25 protein-coding genes, 3 pseudogenes and 1 riboswitch are annotated in these 24,211 nt (G+C 50.9%); of the genes and pseudogenes, 8 read left to right on the top strand and 20 right to left on the bottom strand.

What is annotated here, in order from left to right; all coding sequences use genetic code 11:
• Positions 1-124 precede the first annotated feature (124 nt).
• The 3 genes from BSEL_RS05405 to BSEL_RS05395 form a co-directional block, all read right to left on the bottom strand.
• Entirely contained in the window at positions 125-3,304 is a 3,180-nt protein-coding gene (locus tag BSEL_RS05405; protein WP_013171991.1) for a YhgE/Pip domain-containing protein, read from the bottom strand.
• Positions 3,305-3,433: 129 nt separating this feature from the next.
• Entirely contained in the window at positions 3,434-4,582 is a 1,149-nt protein-coding gene (locus tag BSEL_RS05400) for a hypothetical protein (protein ID WP_013171990.1), read from the bottom strand.
• Positions 4,583-4,789: 207 nt separating this feature from the next.
• Complete coding sequence (locus BSEL_RS05395; RefSeq protein WP_013171989.1) at positions 4,790-4,987, bottom strand: cold-shock protein; 198 nt, start codon at positions 4,985-4,987, stop codon at positions 4,790-4,792.
• Positions 4,988-5,235: 248 nt separating this feature from the next.
• A riboswitch (TPP riboswitch) is annotated at positions 5,236-5,338 on the top strand.
• Between the two features lie 96 nt (positions 5,339-5,434).
• On the opposite strand from BSEL_RS05395, the gene thiM reads away from it, so the two are divergent.
• The 5 genes and pseudogenes from thiM to BSEL_RS18355 form a co-directional block, all read left to right on the top strand.
• Entirely contained in the window at positions 5,435-6,244 is an 810-nt protein-coding gene (thiM, locus tag BSEL_RS05390; protein WP_013171988.1) for a hydroxyethylthiazole kinase, read from the top strand.
• A 7-nt stretch (positions 6,245-6,251) separates the two neighbouring features.
• The gene (gene thiD / locus BSEL_RS05385) at positions 6,252-7,082 is read left to right on the top strand and encodes a bifunctional hydroxymethylpyrimidine kinase/phosphomethylpyrimidine kinase (RefSeq protein WP_013171987.1); all 831 of its coding nucleotides are present in this window, start codon (positions 6,252-6,254) and stop codon (positions 7,080-7,082) included.
• Positions 7,079-7,729, top strand: a complete 651-nt coding sequence (thiE, locus tag BSEL_RS05380) for a thiamine phosphate synthase (protein WP_013171986.1) — start codon at positions 7,079-7,081, stop codon at positions 7,727-7,729. Before thiD ends, thiE begins: the two co-directional genes overlap by 4 nt.
• A gap of 78 nt (positions 7,730-7,807) precedes the next feature.
• Positions 7,808-8,242: pseudogene (locus BSEL_RS18360) on the top strand (PAS domain-containing protein); the annotation flags it as partial.
• A 204-nt stretch (positions 8,243-8,446) separates the two neighbouring features.
• Positions 8,447-8,779, top strand: a pseudogene (locus tag BSEL_RS18355) (methyl-accepting chemotaxis protein); the annotation flags it as partial.
• A gap of 81 nt (positions 8,780-8,860) precedes the next feature.
• On the opposite strand, the gene BSEL_RS05370 reads toward BSEL_RS18355, so the two are convergent.
• The 5 genes from BSEL_RS05370 to BSEL_RS05355 all read right to left on the bottom strand — a co-directional run bounded on the left by BSEL_RS05370 (position 8,861) and on the right by BSEL_RS05355 (position 11,749).
• Complete coding sequence (locus BSEL_RS05370; protein WP_013171984.1) at positions 8,861-9,409, bottom strand: hypothetical protein; 549 nt, start codon at positions 9,407-9,409, stop codon at positions 8,861-8,863.
• A gap of 198 nt (positions 9,410-9,607) precedes the next feature.
• A complete protein-coding gene (locus tag BSEL_RS05365) occupies positions 9,608-10,804 on the bottom strand; it encodes a CynX/NimT family MFS transporter (protein WP_013171983.1) in 1,197 nt (398 codons plus the stop codon).
• 7 nt (positions 10,805-10,811) lie between these two features.
• Positions 10,812-10,994 carry a hypothetical protein gene (locus tag BSEL_RS17750; RefSeq protein WP_155522709.1) on the bottom strand — a complete coding sequence of 61 codons (183 nt, stop codon included), beginning with the start codon at positions 10,992-10,994 and terminating at the stop codon, positions 10,812-10,814.
• 125 nt (positions 10,995-11,119) lie between these two features.
• Positions 11,120-11,356 carry a hypothetical protein gene (locus BSEL_RS05360; protein ID WP_013171981.1) on the bottom strand — a complete coding sequence of 79 codons (237 nt, stop codon included), beginning with the start codon at positions 11,354-11,356 and terminating at the stop codon, positions 11,120-11,122.
• Between the two features lie 18 nt (positions 11,357-11,374).
• Positions 11,375-11,749 (bottom strand): hypothetical protein, encoded by a 375-nt coding sequence (locus BSEL_RS05355; protein WP_155522708.1) that lies wholly within the window; start codon positions 11,747-11,749, stop codon positions 11,375-11,377.
• Positions 11,750-12,168: 419 nt separating this feature from the next.
• On the opposite strand from BSEL_RS05355, the gene BSEL_RS05350 reads away from it, so the two are divergent.
• From BSEL_RS05350 to BSEL_RS17850, 3 genes and pseudogenes are all read left to right on the top strand, one after another.
• Complete coding sequence (locus BSEL_RS05350; RefSeq protein ID WP_155522707.1) at positions 12,169-13,209, top strand: integrase core domain-containing protein; 1,041 nt, start codon at positions 12,169-12,171, stop codon at positions 13,207-13,209.
• A 172-nt stretch (positions 13,210-13,381) separates the two neighbouring features.
• Positions 13,382-13,528, top strand: a pseudogene (locus BSEL_RS18350) (helicase-related protein); the annotation flags it as partial.
• Positions 13,529-13,537: 9 nt separating this feature from the next.
• Positions 13,538-13,750: a hypothetical protein gene (locus BSEL_RS17850; RefSeq protein ID WP_041581776.1), complete on the top strand. Its 213-nt coding sequence runs from the start codon at positions 13,538-13,540 to the stop codon at positions 13,748-13,750.
• Positions 13,751-14,027: 277 nt separating this feature from the next.
• Here the strand turns inward: BSEL_RS17850 and BSEL_RS05340 are convergent, their stop codons facing one another.
• From BSEL_RS05340 to BSEL_RS05285, 12 genes are all read right to left on the bottom strand, one after another.
• Positions 14,028-14,840, bottom strand: a complete 813-nt coding sequence (locus BSEL_RS05340; protein WP_013171978.1) for a flagellin N-terminal helical domain-containing protein — start codon at positions 14,838-14,840, stop codon at positions 14,028-14,030.
• A gap of 210 nt (positions 14,841-15,050) precedes the next feature.
• Entirely contained in the window at positions 15,051-15,749 is a 699-nt protein-coding gene (locus BSEL_RS17015) for a response regulator transcription factor (RefSeq protein WP_013171977.1), read from the bottom strand.
• A gap of 177 nt (positions 15,750-15,926) precedes the next feature.
• The gene (gene csrA, locus BSEL_RS05330; protein ID WP_013171976.1) at positions 15,927-16,169 is read right to left on the bottom strand and encodes a carbon storage regulator CsrA; all 243 of its coding nucleotides are present in this window, start codon (positions 16,167-16,169) and stop codon (positions 15,927-15,929) included.
• A 3-nt stretch (positions 16,170-16,172) separates the two neighbouring features.
• Positions 16,173-16,619, bottom strand: coding sequence for a flagellar assembly protein FliW (gene fliW / locus BSEL_RS05325; RefSeq protein WP_013171975.1), 447 nt, complete (start codon positions 16,617-16,619; stop codon positions 16,173-16,175).
• Positions 16,620-16,899: 280 nt separating this feature from the next.
• Positions 16,900-17,481 carry a DUF6470 family protein gene (locus tag BSEL_RS05320; protein WP_013171974.1) on the bottom strand — a complete coding sequence of 194 codons (582 nt, stop codon included), beginning with the start codon at positions 17,479-17,481 and terminating at the stop codon, positions 16,900-16,902.
• A 68-nt stretch (positions 17,482-17,549) separates the two neighbouring features.
• Positions 17,550-18,869: a flagellar hook-associated protein FlgL gene (flgL, locus tag BSEL_RS05315; RefSeq protein ID WP_232970497.1), complete on the bottom strand. Its 1,320-nt coding sequence runs from the start codon at positions 18,867-18,869 to the stop codon at positions 17,550-17,552.
• Between the two features lie 58 nt (positions 18,870-18,927).
• Positions 18,928-20,910 carry a flagellar hook-associated protein FlgK gene (flgK, locus tag BSEL_RS05310; protein ID WP_013171972.1) on the bottom strand — a complete coding sequence of 661 codons (1,983 nt, stop codon included), beginning with the start codon at positions 20,908-20,910 and terminating at the stop codon, positions 18,928-18,930.
• Positions 20,911-20,973: 63 nt separating this feature from the next.
• The gene (locus tag BSEL_RS05305; RefSeq protein ID WP_013171971.1) at positions 20,974-21,474 is read right to left on the bottom strand and encodes a flagellar protein FlgN; all 501 of its coding nucleotides are present in this window, start codon (positions 21,472-21,474) and stop codon (positions 20,974-20,976) included.
• Between the two features lie 37 nt (positions 21,475-21,511).
• The gene (gene flgM, locus BSEL_RS05300) at positions 21,512-21,769 is read right to left on the bottom strand and encodes a flagellar biosynthesis anti-sigma factor FlgM (protein ID WP_013171970.1); all 258 of its coding nucleotides are present in this window, start codon (positions 21,767-21,769) and stop codon (positions 21,512-21,514) included.
• Positions 21,770-21,896: 127 nt separating this feature from the next.
• Positions 21,897-22,331, bottom strand: coding sequence for a TIGR03826 family flagellar region protein (locus tag BSEL_RS05295; protein ID WP_013171969.1), 435 nt, complete (start codon positions 22,329-22,331; stop codon positions 21,897-21,899).
• A gap of 74 nt (positions 22,332-22,405) precedes the next feature.
• Positions 22,406-23,155: a ComF family protein gene (locus BSEL_RS05290; protein WP_013171968.1), complete on the bottom strand. Its 750-nt coding sequence runs from the start codon at positions 23,153-23,155 to the stop codon at positions 22,406-22,408.
• Positions 23,152-24,126, bottom strand: coding sequence for a nuclease-related domain-containing protein (locus BSEL_RS05285; RefSeq protein WP_013171967.1), 975 nt, complete (start codon positions 24,124-24,126; stop codon positions 23,152-23,154). Before BSEL_RS05285 ends, BSEL_RS05290 begins: the two co-directional genes overlap by 4 nt.
• Between the last annotated feature and the right edge of the window lie 85 nt (positions 24,127-24,211).

Genomic DNA, 24,211 nt, shown 5'->3' with positions numbered 1-24,211 from the left:
CACCCCTCCACGCTGATCCGACACTGATTCCAGGTCGTGCAGATTCATTTTTCCTACTTCCATTTTCCCACAAAGGCGGTCGTGGCGCAATATAGCGCATGGAACTTCACCATGATTTCATCACTTATTCGACGAGGCGACTCGACTTGCTCTTGTTGTACGTTTCTTCAATCCGTTTGGCAAGAAGCGGCTTTAACAGCATCCCGACGACCATGGCCAACAGCCAGAAGAAGCCGAGCATCATCAGATTTGTCAGCACGTTCGGCATCAGCATCCCGCCCACGGCTTCACGGAGGAGGTTGATCGCATAGGTGAACGGCAAATACGGATGAATCGCCTGAAAGAACGGCGGCGTCACTTCGATCGGAAACGTACCCCCGCCCCCTGAGAGCTGCAAGACGAGAAACACAATCGCAAGGGCCTTGCCGATATTGCCGAGAATCGACGCGAGCGTGTAGACAATCGTCATGAATACAACGGCAATGATGACGGAGAACACGACCATCCATCCGGGATGTGCCGCATAGACCCCAAGGAAAAACAGGTTCCCGAACGAAACGATGAGTCCCTGCATCACGGCGACAATCATAAACAGAATCCCCCGGCCAAAGTAGATGTCCCGAAGCGAATAGTGTGCCTTTCGGTCTTTCTCATGCAGGTTCGTCGTCACGAGATTACTGAGAAGGAGCGCCCCGACCCAGAGGGCGAGCGGCGTGTAGAAGGGCACATTCGCCGAGCCGTAGTTCGGTATCGGAAAGAGCTGTTCTTCACTGAGGACGACAGGGGACGCGAAGAACGCCTCTTCTTCCGCGAGATCATTGCGGAGAATGTCGATCACTTCCTGAATCCGTTCGTCCTCCTCAATCTCACGAACCGACTCTGATACCTCTCTGACCTGTTCTTCCATGAGACGAAGATCGTCCCGGGCAAAGTCGGCGAGCGTCGCTACTGACGTGCCGATCTCGTCCCATTCGGCGTCAAGCCAGTCCGCCAACTCCTCATATGATGACTGCCATTCAGGCAGATCCGTCCGGATCCGCTCAGAGAGAGCCGCCACCTGACGTTGAATCCTCGGCAAATCCTCGTCTGCAAAGCCGGCCATACGCGTGATCTGACGTTCCACTTCCGGATAGAGGCGGTTCAGTTCATCGGCAAGGGCCTTTAGCTGATCTTCCGCATCCGAGAGTGGACCAACCGCTCCTCTTGCGGTGTCGAGACCCTCCCGGTAGTGCATGAGCATCCGTTCTGCCCCTTCATCGAGATCACGTAAAAGATCGTCAGCCTGACCGATCCTCGTCCTCATCGCGTCCAAGGTCTCTTCTATTTCATGTTCGATCCCGTCAAGAACAGCCGGGGCCTCATCCGAAAGCCAGTCATTCGCCTTTGCCACATCTTCCTTTGCCCCGTCAATGGCTCGGATGAGGGCGAGTACCGCTTCTTCACCGGGGTAGGCATCGGCCGACAGCCGCTCTTCAAGCGCAGTTAGTTCGTCTGTGAGCGCCGCAATCGACGTCCGTACGGAACGAATCTCACCGAGTCCGTCCTCAAGCTCTCCTTCAGGATCAAAGACCATCAAGGCTTCGAGGACGGATTCCGCTTCTTCAAGGATTGCCACAGCCGGTGTCAGTCGGTCAGAAAACGTTTCGATCCTCTCGGCAAATGCCTCATCGAACTCCTCCGGATCCGTCTCGTCAAGCTCACGCAAGAGCGCCGAGAGCGTCTTGTCCACATCGGTCATGAACGCATCAAGGCCCGTAACGAACCCTTTCATCACGTCTTCCACAAGCTCTTCTTCAAGAGACGCGATCTCCCCGGCGATCACTGTCGCCGCCTCTTGAATGAGCCTTTCAATGAGCTCCTCTTCACTCTCAAGGACATCGGACCAGTCACCCACACTGCTCAGAAGGGGATCAAGACTGGATACGAGACCTTCAAGTGCTTCTTCGGAGAGCGATCCTGCCCGGATCGCGTCTGCCTGATTGGACAGTTCGTCCTGAACCGACTCTATATCAGACCGGAGCGAAGCAATCTCTCTTTGCCACCCTTCAAGATCAATTGAAGAGGTATACGTAAGCACCGTCACGATCGTTTCTTCGAGGGAGGCCAGGCGGGCATCATAGGTACTGAGCTCACGGTTCACGTCTTGGACCGCGTCCGCCGCTTCGTCCCATGCCTCGTGATCCCCGACGCCCTCGAGAGTCTCCTTTAGCTGATCGAGTTCACTGTAGAGCGCTTTTGTTTCCCCGATCAGTGTCTCCTGTGTGTCCCCCGCCGCATCGCTCAGTGCCGCGAGCTCTTCTTGCCATTCATCCAAACGCTTCTCATACGCCGGCAACTCACTTTGCATGCGCCGAAGCTCTGCTTGCAGGTCTTCTCCCACTTCCGGCAGCGCTTCTCCCCGGTCAAGTATGTCCTCAAACTCGTCGGACCATGCCGGTATCTCTTCTGTCATCCTTGTGAAATCGTCAATGGCCGCCTCGATCTCCGGGAGCCGGCCCTCAAGGGTGAGGACGATATCCGCGGCCACGTCCGCTTCATCAAGACGTTCATCCAAAACAATAACCTGTTCTGCATATGCTTCAATCACCGGAAACTGCTCTTCAAAAGCGAGAATCTCATCCACATACCCGTCGAGACGATCCCAGTCCTCGTCTACCTGAATCAGCGTATCACCGAAGGAGAGGGCCTTGGGCATTTGGCTTTCGAGATCCATGACCACGTCGCGGATCCTCCGGAACGTCGGGAGCTCTTCTTCAAGCTGGATGCCGAGCTCATCAAAGGCTTCAAACATCAGGCTCGACGTTTCCTTTGAGAACTGCTCATTGATTTCTCGTGTGATGGTCGAGGCCCCGCTGTCGGTCATCTTCGGGGCGATGGCATTCACCTTCTCGTTGACGACGTAGTGGACAGTCGACTGGACCGGTTCACCGTCGAGAACCGACAACAGCGTCTCGGAGAAATCCTCGGGGATCTTAACCGCCGCGTAGTAGTCTCCCTGTTCGACACCCTTTCGTGCTTCGCCGTTCTCAACGATCGTCCAGCCGAGCTGCTCATTATCCCGAAGGGACGCTTCGAGTTCACTGCCGATGTTCACAGTCTCCCCGTCGACGGTGACTCCCTTGTCCTCATTGACCACGGCGACACTGACACCGCCTGTATTGCCGTAAGGATCCCAAGACGCACTCAGATTAAACCACGCATACAATGACGGCAGGATCGCAAGCCCCACCAGCAGAACAGCAACCAGCGGCACCCGCCGCATATTCCGTACATCCTGTTTAAAGATGTCCATGACGTTTCGCATATCCGTTAACCTCCATGACTGTTTTCCAAGTCCCTTTTACGGAGACTGAAGTCGCGAGGTTTCATCCATGAACGCATCCAGGAAACAGTGAAGCCCTGCTCGCAAGGATGCGGCAGGGCTTCATCACAATTATTTCTTTTTGTCCGAATCGTTCTTTCCCGGCGTCTGAAACGGATCTTCCCCAAACAGACCATTCGGAATCTCACCTTCGCCAAACGGGTCCAGCTCTTCTTCGTCAAGTTCAAAATCGTCATCGTAATGTTCGTTAATAAACGCCTGGATCTTCATCCTCGCGTGCTTCATCCCCGACGGGGTCGCATCGAAGAGTGACGCGGCTTCTTTTAATGTGAGCTTGAAGTCCTGATCAAGGAAATCAAGCAGCTCATACACCGTCGCAGCCGCATAGCTATTCGGATTGCGGATTGACGGCTCTTCAATCAGGCAAAAGGACTGCCACATCATCTGAAACGTATCGACGAGCTCATCAGGGATTTGAACCCGGAGTGAGTCAAGCAGCTCATCCACCTCTTCTTGTTTCGGATCCCCGAGGGGAATGTCAAGGAGATCTTCATCATCGTATTCCTCGTTCACATACGGGATCAGAACATCGCCATAGAACGCCCCGGCCGGATCGGCGAGAATCTCGTGATCTGTATCAAAGCCGTGAAGATCCTTACTGGCGTTCATCAGTTGTTCAAACAGTTCGAGGTCCTCTTCCCCAATCGTCACCGGCATCGTCAACGGAAAGACCGCGTCTTGAACCGGGTACCCGAAACAGACGATCCAGTCCTCTTCTTCCGCATCGAAGTCATCCGGAGCCGGAATAAAGACCGGCTCTTCGTCATGCACGACAGACTGGGCCATCGGAATGAGAATGTCCTCATCCTGATCGTTCTGCCCGTTGACGAGGGCTGTCACCCGGTAAATATCCGGCTGGAGCTCCTTCATCCGCTTCAGGCCGTGAATAACCGGCGGAGGGTACTGTTCATGGGCTTCGGCAAGCTCCGTGAACTGTTCATGGATCGTCTTCATCCCGCCGTCTTCATCTTTAATGAGCGGGGCGTGAAGCATGTTCCAGATGTAGGCCATCTGAAAGACATTGACCGCTTTCTCTGTCGTGACCATCGGCATCGGCAAATGTTTTGCCTGATACTGTTCAAGGGCGTTCTGATAGTGGGTAAATGCGAACTCATTCATATCCGCAAACGCCTGAACCAGCTCTTCTACAGGGACTTCTGTATGTAAAGGAACGACCTTATCGTGGTTTTTTCCTGCCATTTCGATCTTCCACCTTTCATGTCTGATTGCTTTTGTAGGGTTTTTCTCCACTTCTTCAAACGACAGCTCAGCTGTATGGATTTCTTGTACAAGTCTACCATATCTTCAGGTCTCGTTCATCTGAAAATGAACCTTGCGCATCGCTTTTTCCTCTTTAAACGAAAAAAAAGCCCTCCACACAAGCTGTGTGAAGGACCTGTTTTACAATTACTTCTGTACGTTAGCCGCCTGTGGGCCACGCTGGCCTTGCTCGATGTCGAAGTTGACTGTCTGGCCTTCGTCAAGAGTCTTGAAGCCTTCGCCTTGGATAGCGGAGAAGTGAACGAATACGTCGTCCTGGCCTTCAACCTCGATGAAACCGAAACCTTTTTCTGCATTAAACCATTTTACTGTACCTTGTGTCATAATGATATTCCTCCTGTGTGGGGGTTGCCCACTTTGTATTGCATGTTGAGCTCTTCATTTACCAAATCCAGAGGAATATTGCTGAAACATTCATCTTTCATTACTATCCGAACCTCAATTGCTTAACCAAGTATAACCTGCCTGTCCGAAAAAAGATACCCCTTTTCGTAAATTCTTTTTTCTCCGGCCGTATTTGTTTGAACGATCGGGCAAATAAGGTACAATAAATACATAATCAAATACGACATCGAAACCACTGGGGGTGCTGCATCGCAGCTGAGATGGCCAACGCCGATCCCTTCGAACCTGATCTGGGTGATGCCAGCGTAGGAAATGTGGGTGCGACACCATCAACGAATGGTTCTTCCACCTGATCAGGCTCATGCCGGTCAGGTTTTTTATTTGGTTTGAATGATCACTTTTCGTAATAAAAGGAGGATTTTTAACATGGAACACTCAGCCGCAATCCTTGCACGCATCAAAGAAGAACCGCCGCTCATTCACAACATCACCAATCTCGTGGTGACGAATTTCACTGCGAACGGCCTCTATGCCATCGGCGCACAGCCCGTCATGGCAAACGCCATTGAAGAAGTCGAACAGATGGCAAGCCAGGCCGATGCCCTCATTCTGAACATCGGCACCTTGACGCAGGATCAGGTGAATGCCATGGTCCTCGCCGGGAAAGCCGCAAATGAAGCCGGTACCCCGGTCATCTTTGACCCTGTCGGCGTCGGTGCTACCGCGTACCGAAACGAGACGGCCAAACGCCTCCTCGACGCCGTCAAAATGACGGCGATCCGCGGCAACACCGGCGAAATCGCCACCCTCGCCGGCCTGTCCGTGAACGTCCGCGGCGTCGACAGTGACGCAACCCTTGACGATCCTGCGGACGCTGCGAAAAAGGTGGCCAATGCCCATCAGACCATCGTCATGATGACGGGCGAAACGGACGTCATCACCGATGGCACGCGCGTCATCACTTGTGAAAACGGCCACCACCTGCAGGCGAAAGTGACCGGGACAGGTTGCCTTCTCACCTCCGTTACCGGGGCTTTCATCGCCCGCCACACGGACACATTTGAAGCTGTTGCGAGTGCCGCAGCCTTTTACGGCGCCGCCGCGGAACAGGCCGCGTCAACGCTTACGACCCCTGCGCCCGGCAGCTTTCAGATGGCATTCCTCGATGCCCTGTATCAGTTGAAAGGCGATGCGTTAACAAAAGCCGTCAAACTCACACAAACAGAAGGAGCGTGACTTAATCATGGTAAAAACCGTTATGACCATCGCCGGCTCTGACAGCGGCGGAGGCGCGGGCATTCAGGCAGATCTGAAGACCTTTCAGGAACTCGGTGTCTTCGGCACGTCTGCCATCACCGCCCTCACTGCCCAGAACAGCACCGGCGTAAGAAGCATTCATCCGGTACCCACAGAAGAAGTGACCCATCAGATCGAAGCCGTCGCCGATGATCTCGCACCGATCGCCGTCAAGACAGGCATGCTCTTTCATGCACCGATCATTGACGCCGTCATGAAGAGCGTGAACCGCTATCAGTGGCCACACCTCGTCATCGATCCTGTCATGGTCGCCACATCCGGGGCAAGACTCCTAGAAGACAGTGCCATCCTGCGGATGAAAGAGGGACTCATCCCGCTTGCCACCATCATCACACCAAATATCCCGGAAGCGGAAGTACTCACCGGGCGCTCCCTCAAAACGAAAGAAGCGCGCCTTGACGCCCTCCATGAACTCGCGGCACTCGGGGCGAAAAGTGTCCTCTTAAAAGGCGGGCATGAAGAAGGTGCCGATACCGTGCAGGATCTGTTCTTTGACGGCACGGACATCCATACCCTGACCGTACCGAAGATCGAGACGGCGAACACCCACGGCACCGGCTGCACGTATGCCTCGGCCATTACCGCCTACCTCGCTCTCGGCCTGCCCCTGTACGACGCAGTCATCGAGGCAAAGCGCTATATCCACACCGCCATTATGCACGGGTTTCAGGTCGGCAGCGGTTCCGGCCCCGTCGATCATGCGGCACACCGCACCCATACCGGCGAAGACGTCAAGATCGGGGTGATGAACCGGTGAAGACGATTAACGATATTCTCAAGGTTTATTTTATTGCCGGGACCACCGACGCCCGGCACATGCCTCTCCCGGACTGTCTTGAGCGTGCCATCGAAGGCGGGATCACCTGCTTTCAGTACCGTGAGAAAGGACCGGGCGCTCTTACCGGTGACGAAAAAACAAAAATGGGACGCACGCTCAGAGACATTTGCCAAAAGCGCGGCATCCCTTTCGTTGTGAACGATGACGTCGCACTCGCCGTCGCACTTGAAGCCGATGGCATTCATGTCGGCCAGGAAGACATGAACGCGAGCGACGTAAAGAGCCGGATCCCCGACGGTTGTTTCCTCGGCGTATCCGTACACAGTTTCAAAGAAGCAGAAGCAGCCAAAGACGCCGGGGCGGATTATTTCGGGATCGGACCCGTCTACCCCACCGGTTCGAAAGCCGACGCCAAAGACGCCATCGGTCCTGCAGGGATCCGGATCTACCGGGACGCCGGAATCAAGATGCCCGTCGTCGCCATCGGCGGCATCACCCCGGAAAATACGCCCGGGATTATGAAAGCCGGCGCAGACGGTGTGTCGATGATCTCTGCCATCGCAGGCCAGGAAGACCCGAAAGCTGCCGCCCGTGCCTTTCAACATGCAACAACCGTCAGAACCTGACTTCTGGCAAAAGCCGGACCCACCCGCGGTCCGGCTTTCTTCTGTTCATCACACATTTCAAAAAAAGTCTTTCACGGCATGCTTAAACAATCTTTCTATCGGGTATATATCATTATTGTACACCGAAAAGGAGAGACATTCGTTATGATAACTTTAACAAGCCCGACAAGCGATCAGGCCATCGCCGCCGCGATCCATGAACACCTCGCCGTCATTGAATTCAACCTCAACAAAGAAGTCGTCTACGTTAACGATGCGTTTGCAAGGGCCATGGACTACCGCCCGGAAGCGATGATCGGCATGACCCACCCGCAGTTCTGTTTCGACACATTCGTACAGTCACCTGCCTACGAAACGATGTGGCGAAACCTTGCACGGGGACAGAAATTCCAGGACAAAATCGAACGGAAAGACGCCAAAGGAAACCGTCTTTGGCTTGAAGCGACCTACATTCCCCTTCGAAATGATCAGAACCAGGTCACCGGCGTGATGAAGACCGCCGTCGACATTACGAAGCGCGAAGAAGACTTCCAGGGCATCATCCATGACCTGCAAAACAGTTCGGAAATCCTTGACACGCAATCGACGGAAGGCGTCAGGCGAAGTGAAGCACTGATGGCAAAGATCCGTCACGTCCAGGACAATACCGGACACAATACCGATGTCCTCCAGGGACTCGAATCGAAATCAAAAGAGATTCAGGTGTTCCTGAAAACGATCCAGGACATCGCCAAACAGACAAACCTCCTTGCCTTAAACGCCGCCATTGAAGCCGCCAGAGCCGGTGAACACGGACGGGGCTTCAGCGTCGTCGCCGATGAGGTGCGAAAGCTGTCCGCCTCCGTCGACGCCTCGGCCGTTGATATCCGGGAAAGCATCGGGGGCATGATGAAGGAAATTGATAAGATGGCCGCCGGTACCCTCGACGCACAAGAACAAACTGAAGCGATCGTTTCAGAAGCAACGACCACCATCACAAGCTTCAATGAAGTGGATCAGCTGGCCAAGTCCCTCGCCAAGAAGTCCGCGGCATTGCAGGAATTGATTTGACGGATGACGTATCTCTTCATTGAAAACAAGCACCCGCAGAAACCTCTGCGGGTGCTTTTCAGTGTTCATATCTTTTTCCATTCAGACCAGCTCCAAAATCACCACAAAAACAACCACGGACACAATCGCCGGGATCCGGTACCGTTTCCAGTTCCCTTGCAGAATCCGTTCTGACACAAGCAGGATCAGACTCCCCAAGACAAACAACACCCCGATATTCTCAAGCAGCACGCCCCAGCCGGCAAAGGCGCCCGTTTCTGTATCCACACCGAGGATGAGAAAGCCGCCTGACAGGATTGTCATGACCGGGTAAAAAAGCGACTGGCGGTGCTGGCTGTCAAAGCGCACCTCAAGATCCTTCGATCCCCTTGACTTCCGCCGCTCACGAAAGCGGATGACGTACCAGACAATCCCAAACAGCGTCAGTACCGAACCAAGTGCCTCCCAAAGCCCGAGCATGAACGCCACTACCAAGAGGACGAGCACAAGCGGCACCGACCACTTCCAGCCTGTGCGAAACCGAAACAGCCATTCCCTGATTACGTCATCCGCACTCGTCGAGAGCGCATGGTCTGACTCCATGCCGCTCGCTTGTAACGTCTCTTCATTCTCTTCCGTCTTACGGTCCATCCCCTTCACCTCCGATACGATTTCGCTCATTCTCACATTATTATACCATTTCCTTACTGATTTAAAAGGGCCCTTAAGCATCACTTGTCGTCGAATGTATCCGAATTTCTTGATTGACCGGTATCCATTTTGATCACACCAGAAAACCGGCGATCCCTGTCGGACCACCGGTATCTTTTATCTGTTTATCTGATTCATTCATTCCGCCAATACCTTCTGATCCCGGCTTGCCCCGAGACCAAAGAGCATCATCACCACATTCAGGACCAACAGCGTCACGAGCACCGGCTGCCAGGATTGGGTGACATCATAGATGAGTCCAATCAGAATCGGGCCAAACGCCGCCAAAGAGTACCCGAAGGCCTGAGCCATACCGGACAGTTCCGCTGCCTGACGGGCATTGGACGTGCGCATGCCAAGAAAGGCCAAGGCCAGGCTGATGCAGGCACCGAGCATGAGTCCAATCAGCGTCACGGCCAGTGCCGTTCCCAAAAAGCCGGGTTCCGTATACAAAAGCCCATAGCCAAGAAAACCCGATACGCTGAGGGCCACCATGATCGGCTTCTGATTTGGAAGCTTCGCCGCTAGAACCGGTGTGTAAAACGTCGCGGGCAGGCTGATAAATTGCATAAACGCCAAAAACAGGCCGGCCGTCACCGCTGTAAACCCGTTATACACGAGAATCTCCACGAGCCACGTGATGGTCACGTAAAAGAGAAACGACTGCAGACCCATAAACACCGTGACCTGCCAGGCCAAAGGGGAACCGAGCAGCTTCATGGCATTCGGCTCAAACAGCTCATTGCGGTCATGATCAGGACCTTTCTTCATCACGAGCGCCCAGACGACCATGCCGATGAGGGCCAGTCCTCCCCAGCTGAGAAGAGAAAGCTGCCAGCCCAGTCCCGCTTCCACGGTTAACGGCACACTGAGCCCGGAACCGAGTGCGGCGAAGACCGACATCGTCGTCGTATAGATCCCCGTCATCACCCCGATTCGTCCCGGATACTTCTGCTTGATGAGTGCCGGTAAGAGAACATTGATCATCGCAATGCCCATTCCGATCAGGAACATCCCGACAAACAAGAGGGCCACAAAGGACGTTGAACGCACAACGATCCCGGCAAACAGGACGATAATCCCGAAGAGCAGCCCGCCTTCATTACTCGTCCTGTTCGCGATCCGCGGTGCGATCGGCGACATCAGTGCAAAAGCAATCAGCGGCAGACTCGTCAAGAGCCCCGCACTCCAGTGACTCAGCCCAAGATCCTCCCTGATGATGCCGACAATCGGTCCCACTGACGTGATCGCAGGACGTAAATTAAAGGAAAGCAAAATAATTCCGATCATAAACAGTGCCGATACGCCTGCCGTGCGGCGTTGTGTCTCCGTCATAAAAGCATCACCCGGTTTCCGTTGATTTGTCCGTATCCCGCGCAGGCTTCACCAGTTGGCCGTAGCCCGGCTCGCCCGTCACAACTCCGTCTATCATAACAGACTTTCCCCTCACCATCGTCCTCACGAGTATCCCGTGAAAGGAGAACCCGTCATAGGCGATGGACACATATAATTTGTTTTTGGTCACTTCCGGCGATCATCTCGACCTCGATTATGAAACATTCAAAGAACACTTCAATATCAACGAATATTCGTGACACAAAAAGAAACAGGTGACAAAGGGCCCTCACACCCCTGTCACCTGTTTGTCTGTCAGTGAACCGGATCAAACTCGCGGTATAACGCGTCGACCCGGTCATTCAGTTCATGGATCTCTTCCTGAAGCAGCTGCCGCTCATAGTCTGACAAGGTCTCATCCGACTCCGTCACGGCCACATCCCTCATCTCACGCAGCAGCCCCTCGATCTCCTCGTAAATGCGCTGTTGTTCTTGGAGCCACGCCAGCTGATCGAGATAAAACTGCCTCGTCCCGTCATACTCATGCGTCATCAAAGCACTCTCCGGTATTTACGATACGAGATACGGCTTAAAGAGCTCTTCAAGGGCCGAGTGGAGCTTCTTCACCTCTGGCACGAGGGTGAACTGAAGCACTTCCGATACCGTGCCGTACGCTTCCCCTTCAAAGGCCGTCACAACACGCTCAAGGGTCTCACTGACCTTCTCAAGCTGTTGGGTGGCAATATCCGTGCCTTCGAGTTCCTCAAAGACCGGTTCCAGAGACTGTTTGACGGACATGAAGCCGACCATCATGTCGTCCATCAGCTGAATCGCGTCAGGCGCCTTCCCTTCCCCAAGCTGCTTTTGGATATGTATCAGCCCCTCCGTCATCGTCTCAAGGACGTTCAGGCTCTGTTTCATCACGTCTGTATATTTGTCCATCATATCTCCCGCTTTCCTTTGAATTCGTTCTTACTCGTAGTATCGGTTACGAATCAGGAGATCTTGACCCTGAAACCGAAAAAACGAAAGACCCCGGTAAATACCGGAGTCTCGAAAAGATGTGATGATTAACCAAGCAGCTGAAGAACTGACTGTGGCTGCTGGTTTGCCTGTTCAAGCATGGACTGAGAAGCCAGAGCGTATTTTACACTCTATCTTCTGAATGGCCGCGTCTAGGATTCAAAATTCCACTCCGTGTAATCGATGTATTCAGCAAACACCTTTGTTGTGATCAGATTGAAAACTCTGTCATACCAACCGATACATAATTAAACATCATGAATAGGAGGCGTTCATAAATGACCATTACCCGCTCATTCTTTTTAACACTGTTCAAACTGTCAATTAAGCTCGTTTCAGAGATGATGAAATCAAACAAGAACGAGGTCAATCAGCAACTGATACTCGAAAATATCTCTTTACGTGCACAGCTCGCTCATGCACTTGATCAACTTGAGAAATCAAAATCGGTCAAAAGAAACGTTACTCCCGAATTCAAACTCATCAGTGTATTCCTGATGACACTGGATGAACGCCTTAACAGCGTCATGACTTTGTTCCGTCCTGAAACCGTCATTCGTTGGCAAAGAGAACTCTTTGCTAAACACCACGCAAAGCGATCAGTGAAAAAGGGACGTCCCTGTATAAATCAGGATACAATCAATTTGATTCTCAAGATTCATAATGACAACCCGCTTTGGTCACCCGAAAAGATCCATGAACAATTCAAGCGCCTGAATATACGGCCGACACCTTCACCCAATACGATAGCCAAATATCTGCCTAAAAATCGAAAGCCACCATCTGAATGGCAGCGTCAATCGTACATGACCTTCCTAAAGAATCACTCGAAAGACATCTGGGCAGCAGATTTCTTCTCCGTTCCGACACTGACATTCCACACTCTCTATGTACTCGTGATCATTCACCACCACAGCAGGCAAATTAAACATATTGCAGTAACAACAAACCCAACTGCAGAATGGACGGTCCAACAGTTCCGCAATGCAACACCCTACGGCGAGATACCGGTCTATTTGATTCACGATAATGACTCTATTTTTCGCTCAAAACTTTTCCAACGTTTCTTAACGTCATCCGGTATCAAATCAAAACGAACGGCTATCAAATCTCCATGGCAAAATCCCTACGCTGAGCGCGTTATTGGCACGATCAAACGGGAGGTTACCGATTTCATTATCCCGTTTCATGCCAATCACCTTGACCGCTTGTTGCAAGAGTATGTTCACGAATATTACAATACGCATCGAACTCACCAAGGAATCAATGGTCAAACACCAATACCATCTCCTGAATACCCAATGACTGACGCAGAACAAACGATTTTAAAGAAGAAACCGGTTCTGAATGGTCTTTACTATACGTATTCCAAGTCCTCATAGTGCATAAATTTTTTAACTTCCCGACAGGGAGGTTATTTGGCATGGGCTTTTCTTCAAATTGCATTTTTTCCATAATGATTTCGATAAAATGAGTGGAATAAAATAGAATTAGTAAATATAAAATAGCGATGATGCGTTCTTATTTATAGGTCAAATTCATGAATTTTGATTTATTGAAGGCGACAAGCTTAAAATTAAAATATTTTCTATCAGTCAAATCGAGGCAGGTGGCGTAGGACTCAACATCCAGGCTGCGAATATCGTCGTACTCTGTGAACCGCAGTGGAAACCATCGACTGAAGAACAAGCCATCAGCCGGTCCTATCGCATGGCACAAGCCAAAGATGTGACAGTTTACCGGCTACTGACGGAGGACAGCATTGACACCAGCATCTTGGAACTATTGAACGAGAAAGCCAATCTCTTTGATCGCTATGCAAGAGAATCAGAGGTGGGCGGTAAATCGCTTGAACTCGAAGAGAGTCAGTTGGCATCGGAGGTGTTGAAGAAGGAGAAAGAGCGGTTGGGGGGTGGGAGATAATAATTATAAGGGATGACTCAATCTAAAATAATCATCCCTTTGTGAAAATGTATTTATTTCTTTTTCTCTTCTTTTCGCATAACTTTACCGCATTTATTGCACTCCCCTGAACTTATTGCTTTATTGCCTATTACATCTTCCATTTTCAAATAAACATACTCTCCACAATTTGAGCAAAACACTGTCAATCACCTTACCTCTCTGTCAAATTTCTAAAATTCAATAAACAAAAGACCCCAGCCGAAGCTGAAGCCTTTCGTATGAAACAGTAAATCGATTATCCAAGAAGTTGCAGTACGGACTGTGGCTGTTGGTTCGCCTGTGCAAGCATAGACTGAGAAGCTTGAGAAAGGATGTTTGCACGAGTCATTTCCATCATTTCAGAAGCCATATCAACGTCACGGATACGAGATTCCGCAGCAGACAAGTTTTCAGAAGCGTTGTCTAGGTTAGAGATTGTGTGCTCTAAACGATTTTGTATAGCACCTAGGTCAGCTCTTTCTGAAGATACATCTTTAATTGCCGCATCAAGCGTAGCAATTGCACCATCTGCAGAAGCTTGATCATTAATAGATAGACTATCTATCCCAAGTGCAGCTGCTTGCATATCACCGATGCTAATTGTAATTGATTGAGTTTCATTGGCTCCAATATGAAATTCTTTAGCATCGTATGTGCCGTCTAATAATTCTTGTGTGTTGAATTCAGTGTTTTGAGCAATTCGGTCTACTTCTTCGATTAAAGCATCTAATTCTTTTTGAAGTTCTGCACGATCATCATCAGTATTCGTATCATTCGCAGACTGTACAGAAATTTCACGCATACGCTGAAGGATATCGTGTGTTTCGTTTAGCGCACCTTCCGCAGTCTGGATCAAAGAAATACCATCCTGAGCGTTACGGCTTGCCTGGTCGAGACCATTGATCTGAGCTCGCATTTTTTCAGAAATCGCAAGACCTGCCGCATCGTCTCCAGCACGGTTGATACGAAGACCAGAAGAAAGCTTCTCCATTGAGTTTTGCATTGCATTTTGATTGATACCCATTTGACGGTGGGTATTCAACGCTGGAATGTTGTTGTTAATAATCATAATAAATATCCTCCTTGATATTTTTGACTTCCTGTCACGTCCTTGTGAGTGGAAGCTAAATCATAATCAGTGAGACCCATATCAATCGTCGGCCGCCGAAAGGCATGGAATCACTGTCAAAGATTATATCGGATAATCGGATCGATTGTTTAGTTCTTGTCCAGATTTTTTTATAAAAAAAATCCCCCGATTTGTCCGGAGGAATTGATCTTATCTGACAGCGTCCACCCAGCCTCGTTTGATGAGCTGGACCATGGCATCGGTCCGGTCATTCGCACCGAGTTTTTTTAAGAGGTGGCTGATGGTCGTACTGACGGTGGACGGAGCAAGAAACATCAGTTCCGCGATCTTACGGTTGTTGTGTCCGTCCAATACGAGCTGAAGGACCTGTTTCTCGTTCTTCGTCAGATGCACGTCGATGTCGTCACTTCTGAAGACGAGCCTGCGGATCGGCTGGTGTCGGAGTTTCTTCCGATAGAGGACTTCAACGAGATCCATGTGAAGGTCCTGTTCGAGGTAAACGCCTTCTTTTTCAAGACCGATAAAGACGAACGGATAGTAATCAAACAGTTCACGCTTTGAGAGCATGCCGGAGAGTCCTTTGTTGAAGTAGGGAAAGAGCGACGGGCTCGGTCGCTGAATCGTTAATAACAGAACGTGGATCCCTTTGTCGGAGATCTTTTCAATCAGGGTATCTGCTTCATCCAGGGATTCGAGTGAATAATCACCGAGGACAAGAAAGACGACGGTGTCATCTGACAGTTCATCAGGGAGTTCTTTATCGATAACGATATCACGGCTCATCTGTGTTCGTTCAATCCGGGTTCGCGCTTCCCGCGAGAGATGCTCATGGCGATCGATAAAGAGGACCTTGGACGGCGTTGTTGGGTGATATGTAGTCCGTTGCATAATGAGAGAGATCCCCTTTCAATTTTTTTCAATCTACACCTTAGGTTATCGTTTGTATAGGCAATCCGACAAGATTCGATAGTCGTTAAATCTGTGCGACTATTCTTGTTACATGGTACTAGCAACTGGAGGGAACAGAAAAGACCGGAAGCCATATGGGCATTCCGGTCCGTGGTATCAGTCTTTCTCGTCCTGTTTGACTGATCCTGAAAGCTGTTTCAAGATGTCTAAGGATGCCGTATCCGCCGCTTTTGTATTCTCTTCCTGGATCGACAAATACACTTCTTTCCGGTGGATATCCACGTTTTTTGGGGCATTAATTCCAATCTTAACCTGTTCACCGTCGATGGACACCACGGTCAACTCAATATCGTCACCAATTTTGATCGATTCATTCACCTTACGTGACAAGACTAGCATCGTCTACCCCTCCCTTTGTTCAGCCAACGGCTTCAGGGTATGACGTGTGTGGTACTTCGGATGATTCAAGGCAACCTGTTTTCCGAGCTGCTTTTTGCTGTTTACGACGATCGGTCCTCTCAAATTGGCCGTCGACGTTTCAAGCGTCTCTTTCAATGTCAGGACGACGAAGAGTGCCACTTCTTCCTCAGATTCAATGGCAAGATCCTCAAGCGTCTGATCACTCAGCTCCACCTCATATTCCGGGAAGAAGCTGAACGGCGTCATCACGACAAAGGCAAGACCCGGTTCTGTCACCGACTGCAGGATATAAAACGGGCTCGGTTCATCGCTGAACGGAAGCAGGATGTAGCGCTTCGCTTCTTCGAAGCTCGGAATACCCTGTTCAAAGGTAATGATGTTCTGTTCGTTTATCGTTGTCGTTCCTGAATACTTCGTTTCGATCTGCACGGGAAAATCCCTCCAACTGGTTATCGGTTCATCGTTCTGTCTTTTTCTATACTCAGTATAGCATTTTCATTGATAGCGTTACCACGAAAATCCGCAATCCGACATACCTTTTATCATTATTGAATGAACACAGGACGCATGTTGCCTGTCATTATGTTGTTCAAACATACAACATTCGCCGCACTTCATAAGAAAACCGCCAGGTTTGACGCTCTGACGGTTGTTTGTATCATGATGATCTTTGAAAGATCATTCTTGCAAGTCGGACAGACGGCGTCCGTCACCTGAGCATATTCACATGGCCGCCAACAGCCTGAAACTGGATGCTGTTTCGCTGCTGGAGATAAACATTCGTCTCCCAGCGCGGGATGTTGATGACGGGATCGTTTCGCTGAACGCGAATATTTGCATCCGGCCAGTCGAGATCGATCCGGATATCACCAGGCGCATAGCTGACGCGGACTTTATCCGTCGATGACGGAACCTGACCATAGTTATAGCTTTTCGGGGGACGCTCCCCGTTCTGACGGGCGAGCTGCGGAATGACGTCTCCGGGATTTTCGATCTTTTTCAATTGCTCACCCTGTCGGGCGACTTTTGCCGTATACGTCATCGCCTGCTGCATCGCCCGGGACGTCCACTCATCGTTACGGCGGAGGATGCTCTTGACGTCTGCATCGGCAAAGGCTTCTGTCTGATCAATCGAGATCTCCGCATATTCCTGGGTCATGCGGAACCGTCCCGAAAGACTGTTATCGATCTGCATATCAGCCTTCGGCTGCTGGATCGACATCGGGGGACGATGGGACTGGAGGGCCGTTTCAGCCCGGGTTGTCTGTATTTGAATACGCGGCAGATCCATCACTCACGTCCCCCTTCCTAACAGTCTCTCACCGTTTTTGTCTGTCACTTCTGTTCATTCACGCCTGTTTAACGGAGGAAATCCATCAGCGTCGGCTGAATGATCCGCCCGGTCGCAGAGAGCGCCGCACGGTGCACGTTCTCCTGCGAAAGCATTTCGGTAATCACTCGTTCCATTTCCGCGTCCTCATTGTCAGACATGATCCGCTGCGCGATCACCTGCTGCTGCTGAACGCGCTGATCAACCATTTCCACCCGATTTACCCGCGCACCGAGTTCTGCCCGCTCATCCACAAAGTTATTGATATGATGATCGATAACGTCGAGCATTTCTGAGAGGTCGCCCGCTGAAGTCGACGGATCTTCCAACGCTTCGCGAAGCGCGATCATGTCACCGAACAATTCGTTTGTAAACACGTTTTTCGGATCAACATTGACAGGCAGTTTCACACCCTTCAAAATTTCGATGTTGACATTTTCCTGATTAGTGGACACGGCATCTTTCAGTGAGATGACCGCCTGGTTTTCCGGGATTCGCCGGGCATTGTTCACATCGGCATCTGCCGGGTCATTCACCCGCTCTCCCTGACTGTTAACCAAATCTCCGTTTTCATTTCTGCTGAGTGCATATTGCCTGATCCGATCGTTGTTTGGAATCCCGTCACTCTGATTAATGGCAATGACCTGATCGGACCGGTTTGAAGCAGTATGTTGAAACAGCTGGCGGTTGTCCCCTGTATTGATGACATACTCACCGGGATTATCCGGATCCTCAATTATAGAGCCGTCATTCAACAGCTGTTCCCTTACCTGTTCCGGTAAATCGTCAGGGACCTCTTCAAGGGCATGATAAGTTGCCCCCCGAAAAATGAGGTCGACATCGGCCGCATCAATATCGGCACCCTCTGCGATTTGTGTCACGCCGTAATCCATCCGGCTCTGATCCACAGGAGCATTTGTCGTATTCGTGCCGTTAAAAATATACTTGTTATTATTTTTCGTATTCGAAATCGACAACAGCTGTTCCAGGAGCTGATCGACTTCTTTTGCGATATTTGCTCTCTGACCGGAATCATAGGAATCATTCGATGCCTGCACCGTCAATTCACGGACCCGGTGAAGGGCCTGCGTGCCCTGATCAAGGGTGGCATCCGATGTATCCATCCAGTTATACACTTCAGAGAGATTCCGTTTAAACTGGTCTGTCTCTGCGACCTGTGTGCGGTAACGCATGCCGTTCATGGCAATCACGGGGTCTTGTGACGCCCGGGTGATTTTCTTCCCCGTGGCGAGCTGATCCTGTAAATTTGTCAGGCTCTGATAGCTCTGATGGAGATGACGAAGCGAGCTGCTGGCCATCATCGACTGTGTGACTCTCAATGGATTCACCTGCTTTACGTGTATTTTCTCTTATACTGCATATTTGAATAGACGACAGCTTTTATGATTATCTGCCGACAAGACCCATCTGATTGATAATCCGGTCCAGTATCTCATCGACGGCCGTAAGACTTCTCGCCGCTGCGTTGTACGCGTGCTGGAACTGAATCATCATCGTCATCTCCTCATCAAGGGAGACCGAGCTCACCGACTGTCTGCGTTCATTCACCGAATCCCTGAGGACGTCTGTGTTCTGCGCGAGCCGATTTGCTTCACTCGTCTGCACAGCCATCTCCCCGACGACTGCCTGATAATAACTCTGCACATTCGTCGTGTTGCCGCCAAAATCAAGATTCGTATCTTTCACATTGGCAAGTGCCAAGGCGTTGGATCCGTCACCGCTGAAAGCTTCTGTACGCCTGAGGTTGTCAATCGCGAAAACAGCCGCGTCGTCAGGAGCATCTGTCAGGTTCCCATCACCGTCATAGAATGATGAAAAGTCAAACGTCAATCCATTGATAGTGATAGACTGTTCACCGTCCGGATCATAGCTGAACGTCTCTGGCGGATCAAAAGCGGCTCCGTCTCTCGCAAAGGTCCATTCTTCAGTCGCCCCGTCATAGGAGACCGTGAGGGCATCATAACTGCCGGAGAAGCGCCCGTTTGCGGCAATAACGCCGTCCCCTGTATAGGCAGTCCCCTCGGCCGGCTGCATGCTTCCGGTGATCGTGCCGCCGGCACCGCTCGCCGCAATATTGTCCGTACTCGCCATTATCGACTCATGGACCTTCAGGTGTTTCGCAGCGCGCTTGCCGTCTTCTCCCACACCCGGATTGAAATCAAAGAAATCAAAACCGAAGATCTCCTCATCAGGCTGATTGCCATTACCGTTTCCATTACCCGTTACGCCCTGGAGATGCTTCTCTCCGTTCTCAATTTCCGAGAGGCTCCAGCCCGTTCGGTGCACAGCATTAAATTCAGCCGTAAAGGTGTTGACCATCGTATCGAGTTCCTGAAGCATTTCCGGGAACGTTCCCCCTTCATCGCCTTCTGCATCGATGTAGCCATATGATTGGATCTTGGCCAAGTAAGAACCCGAAGACGGAAAGGCGTCGATCCGAACCGAATTCTCATCACCGTTAAAGCGGTCGCTTTGCTCTGTATTGGTCAGCTGATGGTTGTTGAACCGGATCGCTTCCACGAGTCCGCGTTCGCCCCCGTCACCCTGATACTGGACTTCAAGCTCGTTGAAATCGAGCTGGCTTCCGTCCACAAGCTTAATCCCCGTAGAGCGTCCGGCATCGTCAAGAAGCGTGATCGTATATTTCCCCGACGCTTCAGAAGAAGCGTTCCCGCCGCTGCCGATCCGGTCAATCTTGATATTCAAATGCTCGGAAAGCTGATCAACCAAAACGTCCCGCTGATCATACAGATCATTCGGAAGCATATTATGCGGTTCAACCGCCGCGATTTGACGGTTCATATTGTTGATTTGACGGAGGAGGGAGTTGATATCTTTCGTCGACGTCTCCACTTCTTCCCCGTATTCCCGCTGAATTTGTTCGATTGCATCATAGGAATAATTAAAGGTCTCTGACAAGGCAATGCCTTTTTGCCTCACGACCGAACGGGCGCCGGCATCTTCCGGGTTCACAGACAGATCCTGAAGAGACTCCCAAAATTCATCCATCACATTCGCGAGTCCTTCTTCAGAAGGCTCATTCATGATGTCTTCCACCTTCATCCATGCGTCATGACGCGCGGACCAGTAGCCATGCTGGTTGTTCTCACCGCGGTACTGAAGATCAAGGAACTCATCGCGGATTCGCTGAATGCTCCCTGCTTTTACACCTGTACCGAGCTGTCCGGGTATATCCGGTTTATTAAAGGCTGGTGATGGAAACGGCTGGGCCGTTTTCGTGTTCACACGCTGCCTTGAGTAGCCTTCCGTATTGGCATTGGCAATATTATGTCCCACCGTATGTAGTGAAGTCTGTGCCGTATTTAACGCTTTTCGCGCGGTCTCTAGACCGTGGAAGGTCGATAGCATGGGGATCGCTCCTTTTCTTTTGCTGTGTAATTCCTCGTTCGTTATTCTTTTGACGCCTTGGGCTTACGCCTTCGAGTCAAAAAGGGAGTTGTCCCCGGGACGGAAATCATCCTCATCACCAGACGGTCCTGTTCCCGAGTAGTTGTTGTACGTATTTTGCGGCCGCATCGAATCAAGAGTGACGTTGACAAAGCGCAAAGAATCCTCAAGGAGCTGTTCGTTCAAATCGTTCTGCTCCTTGAGGCGGATCATTTCTTCAATCAGTTTTACCGACCAGTCTTCGAGTTCCGTCCGTTCCTTCTCAGGAAACAGGGGAAGGAGCTGATCCATCGTAACCGCTTCTTTGACAAGGCCTTTCTCATCTTGCCAACGGTCGATCAGATGCATTCTCGTATTCTCAAGTTTACGCAGCTGCTGGACAATCGGGGCTTCTTCCTTCATCACACGCTCAAGCGCTTTGATATCGCCTTTTTTGACGGTATTCTGTTTGTCGATGGCGAGGTCATTCAGCTTCTTGTGCATGGAAACCATTGCTTTCATGACGTTGATGAGATCATGTACCATTCACCGGTTCCTCCTGTCATCAGCCACGTTCTTAGGATCAATCCCAGAATTCGTAGAACTTTCTGGCCACTTCCTGGGCATTGACCTGATACGTGCCGTTTTCGATCTGTGCTTTTATCTCCTGCACCTTCTCCGCCCGTTCCGGAGACTGGGTGCCTGACTGCGCCATCATCGCCTTCGCTTCCTTCGAGATTTGCACCTCGTCGGCCTTTTGGGGTTTATGCTGCTTCTCCTGCTGCTGCACGTCCTGCAGTTTGCGGTACGCCTGTACCGACTGCATCGGATTAATTTTCATCGTTGGGACACCTCCCTGTATTCATTCTTCTTGATTCTTATATCGGCGCATCTCATGAAATCTTTAACCTGAGGGACAAAAAAAGACAAAATGCCGCGTGACGCTTTGGGCATTTTGTCCGTCACAGTTAGTCGTCTCGTCTCACCCTGTCTCCAAGGGTCGAGTACGTTTTATTACGTTCCCGCTCACTCTGTTTCTTCCGGTCTTCAAACTCTTTTTCTTTATCTCCCTGCTTCAGCTCGCCAGTCAGTTTGTTCCGGCAGCTGTCACAGAGCTTCCCTTCAGAGATCGTCTTCCCGCAGTGCTCGCAGGGAATCCCCATGTTCGGCATCTGCGAGATCCGCAGCCGTCCTTCCCGGATCCACTGGATGATAAGATCTTTCTCCACCCCGGTGCCCTCATGGACTTCATCCATGCTCGCCGAACGATTATCACGCTTGCGGATAAAGCGGTACACGGTATCGAATTTCTCTTCGGCCTCTCTTGCACATTTGTCACAGACCGGCCGGAGCGCCTTGACAAACAGCTGGCCGCAGTTCGGACAGTTTGACAGTTCTGCCATGATCGATTCCCCCTCTGTATTCGCCTCTTTTCTACATTTTACGACATTTCAGAGGGGAATGAAACAAAAGTTTCTCATGCACGGACAGCTGTGACGGCCACGACGTGCTTCGCACCGGCTTTATAAAGAAGAGCAGAAGCGCTGTAGAGGGTGCTTCCTGTCGTATAAAGATCATCGATGATGCAGACGGTTTTTCCGTTCAGGTCAGGCAGTGAACTGACAAGAGAGAAGACGCCATCGAGTTCACGGCGCCGGTCTTCTTTTCCTCGCTTACTCTGTTTTCCTGTCGTCACCCCGACTCTTATGAGAAGGGGCGTCAAAGGCCGATCACCGGCAAGGAGCTCTGCCTGGTTAAATCCACGCTCATAAAGCCGGTCTGCCGCCAGGGGGATAACCGTGACGAGATCGGCTCCGGACGATTGTATGAGCTTTTGAATACCCGGGACAAATAGCCCGGCCAAGGCTGCATCGCCCCGGTATTTATAGGCCGCTATGATGGCCTTCATCCCGTCGTTATAAGAAAAAAGAGAACGGTTCATCACGACACCGTTCCCCTTTTCCCTGAGCCAATTTCTGCAGTCTCGACAGAGCTCTTCTTCATCCGGTCCTTTACCGGAAGAATGCCACCGGTTCGGATCCGCGTACGCTTCCTCCAAAGAGGGGCGCCCGCACTGCCGGCAGCCGATCCGGTGGATCGGCGCCAGGGACTCCCTGCAGGCCTTACACAGAAAGGAAGGTTCCGTCCACGGGTTCAAAAGCGCCTCCCAAGAGAGGCGGGCATCCGCCTCCCCAAGACAAATCAGGCACCGGGTGCGCCCCGTCACGCCAACAGATCCTCATACACCCGATTCGCAATACATTTACTGAGTTCCTCCATATGCGTATCGAGACCCCAGATAAACCTGATACTGTATGAAAGAAGGTAGTCACCTGCCGGATTTTTCGGCAGATCTTTAAGCAATCTGCGAATGCCGTCTTCTTGCTCTTGACTGAAATTGAAAAGACCCATCATTAACTCAGCTTCATCCGCGTCAAGCACGTCTCCTTTAAGGATATAATAGTCAAGCACATTCTGATACCAGGCACTCAGAGGATCTGATTGATCTATTTCTCCCATTACCATGTTGCTCACGATATCGGCACATGCTTCATCCCGCCAGACGGGACACCTGGCATGTCTTTCCGCCACATATTTCACCATGTCATCTTCTGTTTCCTGAAGGGATTCCTGCTCATGCGATTCCCCCTCCGTTTCGATCCCTGCAATGATTTCTTTCACCATATCCAGTTCGCCGACATACCCGTCAGGCAACACAGTGTCTTTGGCAAACACCGCCTCTGAGTGAACGAACAGGACGAGAGACTTCACCGGCGGAAGCAACCAGCCCCTTTCAGATGCGAGCTTTTCAAACGCCGCCGCTTTCGCCTTTACGGCCTGTAACGGATTCCCGATGGATGATCCGTCCATCCATCGAATCACTTCACCATCTTCAAGAACGTTTATGCCTTCTTCTGCGTAGCACACATCGAGCACGACTGCAGAGCCCTCAAAAAGCAGTAAATGGTCGAAGCGCATTTCTTGTCCTCCTTCCGTCATGATGAAGTTGGCAATGCTTCTCCGGTTAGGGTGGTTCTCCAGAATGCTCAGGATGTCATGCTCCTTTATAAAGCCTTTAGCGTAGTGCAATGCGCGCGCTTCGATCTCGTCATACATTGGATGTGATTTTGCCAAATGGTTGAGTAACGTGTAATAATACATCCCTTCAGGTCTTATGCTCATTTCAGAGGTTCTCATGCTATTCTATCTCCTTTTACAGATTGTATTTTGGACAGGTCATGTATTGCAAATAATCTTTTGTGAATGCTTCCACATCATTATC

The organism is [Bacillus] selenitireducens MLS10 (assembly GCF_000093085.1).
Lineage (GTDB): Bacteria > Bacillota > Bacilli > Bacillales > Salisediminibacteriaceae > Salisediminibacterium > Salisediminibacterium selenitireducens.
This window is presented reverse-complemented; position numbering and strand designations above follow the sequence as displayed.